At 44.2% G+C, this 10,103-nt stretch carries 5 protein-coding genes, 1 tRNA gene, 1 rRNA gene and 1 riboswitch; of the genes, 2 read left to right on the forward strand and 5 right to left on the reverse strand.

What is annotated here, in order from left to right:
* On the reverse strand, nucleotides 1-383 hold a 383-nt coding region (locus tag AACQ17_RS01930), incomplete at its 3' end, for a hypothetical protein (protein ID WP_094167747.1).
* An 850-nt stretch (nucleotides 384-1,233) separates the two neighbouring features.
* Nucleotides 1,234-2,355 (reverse strand): pyridoxal-phosphate-dependent aminotransferase family protein, encoded by a 1,122-nt coding sequence (locus AACQ17_RS01935; RefSeq protein WP_094133180.1) that lies wholly within the window; start codon nucleotides 2,353-2,355, stop codon nucleotides 1,234-1,236.
* 178 nt (nucleotides 2,356-2,533) lie between these two features.
* A riboswitch (Lysine riboswitch) is annotated at nucleotides 2,534-2,709 on the forward strand.
* Between the two features lie 109 nt (nucleotides 2,710-2,818).
* On the opposite strand from AACQ17_RS01935, the gene lysC reads away from it, so the two are divergent.
* Nucleotides 2,819-4,171 (forward strand): lysine-sensitive aspartokinase 3, encoded by a 1,353-nt coding sequence (gene lysC / locus AACQ17_RS01940; RefSeq protein ID WP_094147807.1) that lies wholly within the window; start codon nucleotides 2,819-2,821, stop codon nucleotides 4,169-4,171.
* Nucleotides 4,172-4,238: 67 nt separating this feature from the next.
* Here the strand turns inward: lysC and metH are convergent, their stop codons facing one another.
* A complete protein-coding gene (gene metH / locus AACQ17_RS01945; RefSeq protein WP_094147806.1) occupies nucleotides 4,239-7,916 on the reverse strand; it encodes a methionine synthase in 3,678 nt (1,225 codons plus the stop codon).
* Between the two features lie 182 nt (nucleotides 7,917-8,098).
* Between metH and AACQ17_RS01950 the strand changes: the two genes are divergently transcribed.
* Nucleotides 8,099-9,379, forward strand: coding sequence for a cation:proton antiporter (locus AACQ17_RS01950; protein ID WP_026027845.1), 1,281 nt, complete (start codon nucleotides 8,099-8,101; stop codon nucleotides 9,377-9,379).
* Nucleotides 9,380-9,914: 535 nt separating this feature from the next.
* Here the strand turns inward: AACQ17_RS01950 and AACQ17_RS01955 are convergent.
* Together AACQ17_RS01955 and rrf are read right to left on the reverse strand one after the other, a co-directional pair.
* Nucleotides 9,915-9,991, reverse strand: a tRNA-Asp gene (locus tag AACQ17_RS01955).
* Between the two features lie 29 nt (nucleotides 9,992-10,020).
* Nucleotides 10,021-10,103, reverse strand: a 5S ribosomal RNA gene (gene rrf / locus AACQ17_RS17405); the annotation flags it as partial.

A 10,103-nucleotide genomic window follows, 5' to 3' on the forward strand; every position in this document is an offset into this window, starting at 1 on the left:
GCGCCAATCACTCGATTCCGAGTATCTATGATAGGAATCATAGGCAAATGACTGTCTAATAATAACTTTCTAGCTTGAACCTTATCCATTAAGGCCGATATGGCAATATCGCTTTTGTGCATAATATCTTTCATGATGATATTCATCTGTGATACCACCACCTTGCTTAAATAAACAAATCCTAAGTATTCACCTGCATCACCAGAGATAAAGATAAGGTTTAAGCGCTTATCGGTTAAGGACGATGAGCGTAGAATCGCAATCACCGCCTCTACAGATAGCGATGCGCCTACACAAATAAAGTTGTTATCCATTTCGGTTTGAATAGAGTGAGCAGCAGGTAGCCGGTTGCCCATAGATAATGATGTATTGTACATAACCATCTTTGTATCTCCTTGAAACTATCAAGGCAAAGAAACCAAATTATGCAGAAAATCCACGTAACTGAACTGCAATAAGCTTATATCATCAAGCTCAAGCATTCCCCGCCTTGAACAAGCAAGCTAGGAGAAGATAAAGTCAGTCAAATAGAGAAGCCGTGTACTTACGAAAGTTCTAGCGGTGTACAGATGACATGCAAGAAATTCAAAAGCATTCACGCTCTAGCCAGTAGAAACGCTGTATTGAATAAATCATATGATCGACCTAAACAAACACGATACTCTATAAAAAGAGTGTGATATTGACAGGAGAGAACAAGAAAAGGAGCTTCGTTAGTATGAATACCAACTTAGCAAAAGCGAGGCTTTAAATGAAAAGTTGGCAACAAAACGTAGGCTTTTCTACTAACCAGAAAATACCACACTTGGATAATCGACTACTCGACGAGTCCATAGGTTTCTATTGCACCTCTAAAAAGTTAATAATAAGTATGCTTTCTCAGCGCGGTTATCCTAACGCAGATAAAATAATGGTCAACCAAAACAATCGAACAATGTTCATTTTTTACAATACCATGACAATACAAGGTAGCATCCAAACCTGTTCTAATATTTAGGCCACAAACTTTGTCATCATATATTTATTATAAATACACAAAATGCCACTTATATTCATACGAGTAATTAAACCATTAACGACAAAATTTATCTTAAGATATCAATCACGAGTATTCCACTCACGCTAGGGAAGAGCTAACAATAAAAATGAATTTTATGATTGATGCTGAGACGAACAACGTTCGGCATCAGCACCACTAAAAAGGAGCAAATGCTCCCTTATGTGGTTTTTTTGCTAATTTGTTAATGACTCTTCTAGCGCCCGCAAGCATAAGGCCACGTTTTCACTGCGTGCCCCATACCCCATTAAACCAATACGCCACGCTTTACCCGCTAAAGTGCCAAGGCCGGCGCCGATCTCCAAGTTGTATTGATTGAGTAAATGTGCTCGCACTTTAGCCTCATCAACCCCCTCTGGAATATAGATCGCATTCAATTGCGGTAAACGACAATCTTCAGCAACGACAAATTCAAATCCTAATTTTTCTAGGCCCAGCTTTAATTTGTCATGCATCACACGATGACGTGCCCACGCCTGCTCTAGACCTTCGTTTTTCAACACCAGCAAGGCTTCATGCAATGCGTACAAACTGTTAACTGGCGCAGTGTGGTGATAACTGCGTTTGCCTGCACCGCTCCAATAACCAAGCACTAAGCTTTGATCTAAAAACCAGCTTTGAACGGGGGTTGTGCGAGATTGAATTTTTTCAATCGCTTGCGCTGAAAAAGTCAGTGGCGATAAACCCGGAGGGCACGATAAGCACTTTTGGCTCCCAGAATAGACGGCATCGAGCTGCCATTGATCCACATAAAGTGGTACGCCGCCTAAGGATGTCACTGCATCTACAATACTCAGCATGTTGTTTTGCTTAGCCAGCAAACCTAATGCTTGCGCATCACTCAATGCACCAGTTGACGTTTCTGCATGGACAAACGCGAGAATTTTAGCATCAGGGTTAGCCTGTATGGCTTGCTCGACTTTATCGAGCGAAACGGGGGCTCCCCACTCATCATCCACCAGCACAGCCTCTCCGCCACAGCGCACTACATTCTCGCGCATACGCTCGCCAAAAACGCCATTGCGACACACGATGACCTTATCTCCCGGCTCAATCAGGTTGACAAAGCACGCCTCCATACCAGCGCTGCCCGGCGCGGAAACCGCGATGGTAAACTCATTTTCCGTTTGAAAAGCGTATTTAAGCAGCTGCTTTAGCTCATCCATCATCTGGATAAAAAGCGGATCTAAGTGGCCAACGGTCGGCCTGCTCAGCGCTTGTAATACTTGAGGGTAAATATCTGACGGGCCTGGCCCCATCAAAATTCGCTGGGGTGGGTTAAAACTGGTAATGGACATAGTTGCTCCTTGCTTGCGGCCAAATACGAATACCCAGAGTAAAACAAATCCACTGATGCAACAATTCGACCGAAGTCTAGAGGTCAAACCAGTGTCACACTCTGGTTAATTTTATTTTACATTTGGACTTAATTAGCGATTGACATTAACAGTTCAAAAACGTTCAATGAATGAGCTATCTAGCAGAAGAGGAGCACTGCCCAGGCAGATGTTTTGTGGAGCCTCAACTCCAAAACAAAACATTAATGGGGAGCAGTGCCGAGATAAACCAAGGTTGTGGATTTGGTTTATCGGTTGAATGGGCTGAATCCCTTCAACTGTCATCAGCAACCCTGATGAAGAGCTTCTGAGGTAAACCAATCATAAAAACACCTCTTTATTTGCTCTAGAAAAACTCTCTTCAAACATTGGACGTTGGTACACCAACACTATTTTTATTTCAGGAAGTCGTGGGAGAAATGCCGTGAGCGCATTCAATGTCGCCAAATTTGGCGGAACAAGCGTTGCTAACTTTGAAGCAATGAGCCTTTGTGCCGCTGTGATCGAAAATAATCCAGAGACCAAATTAGTCGTGAGCAGTGCCTGCTCTGGCGTGACGAATTTATTGGTTGAATTAGCCAATGGCGTACAAGATGCCAATCAACGCTTAAGTATTATCAAACAGTTAGCTGATATTCATCATGCGATTATTGATAAACTTGCCGACCCGCTACAAGTTGAAAAAGAGGTACACTCAATTTTAGATATGGTGGCCAGTGTCGCAGAAGCGGCCTCTTTTCAAGCGAGTAAAAAACTGACCGATCACTTAGTGGCTTGTGGCGAGTTAATGTCGACCTTCATTCTGACGCAATTACTGCGTGAACGTGGCATGGATGCGATCCGTTTTGATATTCGAGAAGTGCTGCGTACTGATGATCACTATGGTCGGGCGGAACCGCAATTAGAGCAGATCCAGCAATTAGCCCAAGAGAAGTTAACACCACTTTGTCTGCAACACGTAGTGGTAACTCAAGGTTTCATCGGCGCTGATGAACAAGGAAATACAACCACATTGGGCCGAGGCGGCAGTGATTATTCTGCGGCCTTGATCGCCGAAGCGGTACAAGCTTCTGGCTTAGAGATTTGGACTGATGTGCCGGGGATTTATACGACCGATCCTCGCATTGCGCCTAAAGCCGCTCCGATTGCGGAAATAAGCTTTAGCGAAGCATCGGAGATGGCAAACTTTGGCGCTAAGATTTTGCATCCATCGACGTTGCTGCCCGCGCTTCGCCACGATATCCCTGTGTTTGTCGGCTCCTCAAAAGAGCCTGAAAAAGGCGGCACTTGGATCCGTAAACGTGTGGAAAGCTCACCTCTATTTAGAGCCTTAACCCTACGCTGCAATCAAACCATGGTTACACTACGCAGCGCTAGCATGTTTCACGCATACGGCTTTCTTTCGAAGGTATTTGAAATTTTAGCCAAACACAAAATTTCGGTGGATCTGATCACCACCTCTGAAATCAGCGTCTCATTAACATTAGATAAAACCGATACCTCAGGTGGAGCCCCTGAACTGCCTCAATCGGTGCGCTTAGAATTAGAAGAGCTGTGTAAAGTTGAAGTCGAACATAATCTGTGTTTAGTTGCGCTGATCGGCAATAACATGAGTGAAAGCAAAGGCTATGCAAAACAAGTTTTTAGCACCTTAGAAGATTTCAATTTGCGTATGATTTGCTATGGTGCCAGCCCGCACAACCTCTGCTTTTTATTACACGAGTCGGTTTCTAAAGCGGCAATTCAGAAACTTCATCAAGACTTGTTTGAACGATAAAACCACATTGAGTAGTAACACGCTGAATAAAAAACAGGTTGACTTAGCCAACCTGTTTTTTTATTACTTAATCTAAATTCGGCCCAAGCCATTTTTCCGCTTCTTGCATATTCCAGCCTTTACGTTGCGCGTAATCTTGCATCTGATCTTGCTGAATTTGTGCAATGGCAAAATAACGAGAGTCAGGATGCGAGAAGTACCAACCTGACACCGAAGCACCCGGCCACATAGCGTAACTGGTGGTTAAAGACATATCGATGGTTTGCTCAACCTGCAACATCTCCCACAAGGTGCCTTTTTCCGTATGCTCAGGACACGCTGGATAGCCCGGCGCTGGGCGTATACCTTGGTATTTCTCACGGATCAAATCATCGTTCGACAACTCTTCGTCAGCAGCATAGCCCCAAATTTCTTTACGAACTTGCTGATGCAAATATTCCGCAAAAGCCTCAGCAAGGCGATCAGCTACCGCTTGGATCATGATGGCGTTGTAGTCATCGCCTTGCGCTTTATATTGGTCTGCTAATTCTCGCTCACCAATTCCGCCTGTCACGGCAAATGCGCCGATCCAATCTCGTTTACCACTCTCCTTTGGTGCAATGTAATCGGACAAGCAGTAGTTATAACCTTTGGGCTTTTCGGTTTGTTGGCGTAAGTGATGCAGAACATGAGCAACCTCGGTGCGCGATTCATCGCGATACACTTCGATATCATCTCCCACACTCGCGGCCGGGAATAAAGCGCAAATACCGCGAGCCTTGAGTAGCCCTTCTCGCTCAACTCTATCAAGCAATGCATTAGCATCATGGAATAAACTTTGCGCTTCCTCTCCCACCTCTTCGTGTTCAAAAATCGTTGGATATTTACCCATCAATGACCATGTCATGAAAAATGGTGTCCAGTCGATGTAACGACGAAGGGTAGCCACATCAAAATCATCAAACACATGTACGCCCAATTTAGCCGGAACTGGCGGCGTATAGTTATCCCAATCGATAACCGCTTTATTTGCCCTTGCCACTTCTAATGAGACAGGCTTAGTTCGGGGGGTTTTACGGTGATGTTGATCACGCGTGCGTTCATAGTCGATGTTTAATTTTTCAACAAAAGCAGGACGTAACTCATCAGAAAGAAGCGAAGAACAAACGCCTACTGCGCGCGAAGCATTGTTCACATACACAACTGGCTGGTGATAATTTTGCTCAATTTTAACTGCGGTATGTGCTTTAGAGGTGGTTGCTCCGCCAATCAAAAGCGGTAATTTAAACCCTTGTCGCTCCATTTCTTTAGCGACGTGCACCATTTCATCTAAAGAGGGAGTGATGAGGCCGGATAACCCAATGATGTCGACATTCTGTTCTTTCGCGACTTTGAGGATCTGCTCGCATGGCACCATAACGCCGAGGTCAATGATTTCGTAGTTATTACACTGCAAAACGACGCCAACGATATTTTTGCCGATGTCGTGTACATCCCCTTTAACTGTGGCAAGAAGGATTTTGCCATTATTAGAACCTGCTTGCTTAAGCGCGTTGATGTAGGGCTCTAAATGCGCAACGGCTTGCTTCATAACGCGCGCCGATTTCACTACTTGCGGCAGGAACATTTTCCCTTCGCCAAAGAGGTCGCCGACCACGTTCATTCCATCCATGAGAGGCCCTTCGATCACATCCAATGGGCGAGTGGCATTTTGACGAGCTTCTTCCGTATCTTCAACAATATACTCGGTAATACCTTTGACTAACGCATGCTCTAAACGTTTTGCGACTGGCCATGAACGCCATTCCAGCGCACTGGCATCCTCTTCCTTACCGACACCTTTGTTCGCATATTCAGCCGCAATATCCAGTAAGCGTTCAGTGCCATCGCTGCGGCGATTGAGAATGATATCTTCGACTGCTTCACGCAGTTTCTCAGGCACGTTATCGTAAATCTCAAGCTGACCGGCATTGACGATGCCCATGTCCATGCCGTTTTTAAAACAGTGATAAAGGAATACAGCATGGATCGCTTCACGCACATAGTTGTTACCGCGAAAAGAGAAAGAGACGTTGGAAACCCCGCCGGAAATCATCGCATGGGGTAAATTACGTTTGATATCAGCCACGGCTTCGATAAAGTCCACAGCATAATTATTATGCTCATCAATACCAGTCGCAACCGCGAAAATATTCGGATCAAAAATGATATCTTCAGCAGGGAAACCAACCTCATCAACCAAAATTCGATAAGCTTTGGTACAAATTTCAAGTTTTCGCTCACGGGTATCCGCTTGGCCTACTTCATCAAACGCCATCACGATCACAGCAGCACCATAGCGGCGAATGAGTTTAGCTTGTTCAACAAACTTCTCTTTCCCCTCCTTGAGGGAAATCGAGTTCACAATCCCTTTGCCTTGAATGCATTTGAGACCCGCTTCAATTACCTCCCACTTAGAAGAATCAACCATGATTGGTACTTTGGAAATATCCGGCTCAGAAGCACATAAATTGAGAAAGCGGACCATGCAAGCTTGCGCATCCAACATCCCTTCATCCATATTGATATCGATGATTTGTGCACCGTTTTCGACCTGCTCTCGAGCAACATGCAGCGCCTCATCATACTGCTCATCTTTGATTAAACGCTTAAAACGCGCAGAACCAGTGACGTTAGTTCGCTCACCTACGTTGATGAATAAGCTCTCTTTGGTAATCGTCAGCGGCTCTAGACCGGATAGACGACAAGCCACTGGAATATCGGGTAACGCTCTTGGTTTCACACCTTCGACCACTTTTGCCATTTGTCTAATGTGCTCAGGAGTGGTTCCACAACAGCCACCAACAAGGTTCAAGAATCCTGCTCGCGCCCATTCCCCGATGTGCTTCGCCATCTCATCGGCTTCAAGATCATACTCACCGAATGCGTTAGGCAACCCCGCATTGGGATGAGCCGAGACATAACATTCGGAAATACGTGATAGCTCTTCAACGTATTGGCGCAATTCATCCGGACCGAGTGCACAGTTCAAACCAAATGAGATAGGCTCAACGTGTCGCAGTGCATTATAAAAGGCTTCGGTTGTTTGCCCAGAAAGCGTTCGACCAGAGGCATCGGTGATTGTCCCTGAGATCATCACGGGCAGTTTGTAACCCAACTCTTCAAACACACAATCCACCGCAAAGGCACAGGCTTTAGCATTTAAAGTATCGAAAATAGTTTCAATCAAAATTAAGTCGCTGCCGCCACGAATTAAAGCACGTGTTGATTCTGAGTAAGCTTCAACTAATTGCTCAAAGCTGATATTTCGAAAACCAGGGTCATTCACGTCAGGGGAGAGCGAGCAAGTGCGGTTTGTTGGCCCTAGCACTCCCGCCACGTAACGAGGTTTATCAGGCGTTTTCGCCGTCCATTCGTCAGCAGCTTCGCGTGCAAGTTTTGCAGCAGCGAAATTGATTTCCTCACTAATGGCTTGCATATCGTAGTCGGCCATTGCGATGCTCGTCGCGTTGAAGGTATTCGTCTCTAGGATATCAGCACCTGCTTCCAAGTAAGCACTATGAATTTCTTTGATTAACTGAGGCTGCGTCAAGACGAGAAGGTCATTATTTCCTTTCAGATCGCTTGGCCAATGGGCAAAGCGATCTCCGCGATAATCTTGCTCTTCCAATTTATAGCTCTGAATCATGGTGCCCATGCCACCATCAATCAATAATATTCTCTGTTGCAATTGAGCTTCAATTTGACTTCTAACTTCTCTTCCCACAGTACAGCCTCATTCCTTTTGGTTATTCGCTCATCCTATCATATAACCATTAGAAATCTAGACGTCTAAACTTCACTTTAATTATCGTTTGATACATCTGCAATCATGGCTAAAAAGTGTTTGCTATTTGTACATCATCCAAGGAGAATTTCATTCATATTTTGTTACACGACGAGAAAACAATGTCTGTCTATTACACTTTATGCTTCCTATCAGGAGCAGCAATGTTGATTGCCTTTCTAAACAGTAAGATAGGCAATATGCAAACCACTATCGCCATTACAGCAGGATCGATGATGTTGTCATTATTGATCTTAGTTGCAGGTCAAAATGATTGGTTTCATCTAACTCAAATAGCGACAGAAACCGTCAACAGTATTAACTTTGAAAATTTTCTGCTCAAAGGAATACTCGGTTTTCTACTTTTCGCTGGCGGCCTAGGCATCAAATTACCCAACCTAAAAGATCAGAAATGGGAAATCGCGGTTCTTGCACTAGGCGCAACGCTATTTTCAACCTTCTTCATCGGTTTTGGGCTATACGCCTTCTGTCAATTTATCGGTATTCACTTCGATCTCGTTTACTGTCTGCTATTTGGTGCACTCATATCACCAACAGACCCAATAGCCGTATTAGCTATTGTTAAAAAATTAAATGCACCAAAACGTATTTCAACCCAAATCGAGGGAGAATCGCTCTTTAATGATGGTTTTGGTTTGGTTATCTTTGTCACCATTTTCACTATTGCATTTGGTACGGAAGCACCAACCATAGGTAGTGTAACTATGTTGTTTATTCAAGAGGCAATGGGGGGCATCCTGTATGGCCTAGCTCTTGGGCTATTATTCCACTACCTCATCAGCGCCACCGATGATCACTCAATGGAACTGCTTTTAACTATTGGTATACCGACTGCTGGCTATGTTTTTGCAGATGTTATCCATGTTTCCGGGCCTTTAGCTATGGTTGTATCAGGGATAATGATCGGCAACTGGACACGCTTCATTGGCTTTTCAAAAGAAAGTGAAGAACACCTTGACCACTTTTGGGAATTGGTTGACGAATTTTTGAATGGTGTGCTCTTCCTACTTATCGGTATGTCGATGCTACTCTTCAAATTCCATGAAGAGGACTGGATATTGATGGCTTTCGCCATTCCTCTTGTCTTATCTGCTCGCTATCTAAGCGTTTTTTTCTCTTACATCGGCTTCAAGCGTTACCGATCCTACAACCCATGGTCAATAAAGATACTAACTTGGGGAGGGCTACGAGGTGGGCTAGCACTAGCAATGGCACTTTCTATCCCATCTGGCATATTAGTTATCCCAGACAAGCTTATTGATGTAAAAGAGATAATCCTTGTTATGACATACGCTGTCGTGGTGTTCTCAATACTTATTCAAGGTTCAACAATTACCCCATTGATAGACAAAGCAAAACAAGCTGAAAAGTCGTCAATGTAGAAAGAAAACTGTCAGTAATGACTGATCAAATCAATTTTATCCCTAGCCGATGTTCTAGAACATCGGCTTTTGCTATCTTTACTTTGCTCCTCCTCTCTATATCTACTGTAATACCAATTTAAAAAATATGATCTAATTAAGGCTGTGAACTATGGTGAAATATCACTATGGATAGCTTTAGTAACACTTATTTTAAAAAACTGGCGAACCCTATTCAAATGAAGGTGTGATGATGGCTCTCGAACACCCCAAAGAAAGTCATTCACATACACAAATAATCACAAAATAACTTAAAGTCAGCCGAACAAGTTTGAACAAACAGGTTCAATGATTATTGAAGAAGGGCGCCAAGTAAAACTACAGACGACTAAGCGAGCCCTAGCTAATCAGAGTGTTACGGATTACAAGGAGTGAGTATGTAAGTATGCGTGGAATTGATTTTTAGAAGACGGCACTGAGAGAGTGATAAAAAATAAAATGCTATTTTTCTCAAACGAAAGAAGCCCTGCTATTACTAGCAGGGCTTCTTAATAAGTGGCGGAGCGGACGGGACTCGAACCCGCGACCCCCGGCGTGACAGGCCGGTATTCTAACCAACTGAACTACCGCTCCGCAGCGTGTCTGGTTAGACAATATTCAAAGCCTGGCGATGTCCTACTCTCACATGGGGAGACCCCACACTACCATCGGCGCTGTTGTGTTTCACTTCTGAGTTCGGCATGGA

This window comes from Vibrio sp. V10_P2A27P122, assembly GCF_963874335.1.
GTDB lineage: Bacteria > Pseudomonadota > Gammaproteobacteria > Enterobacterales > Vibrionaceae > Vibrio > Vibrio anguillarum.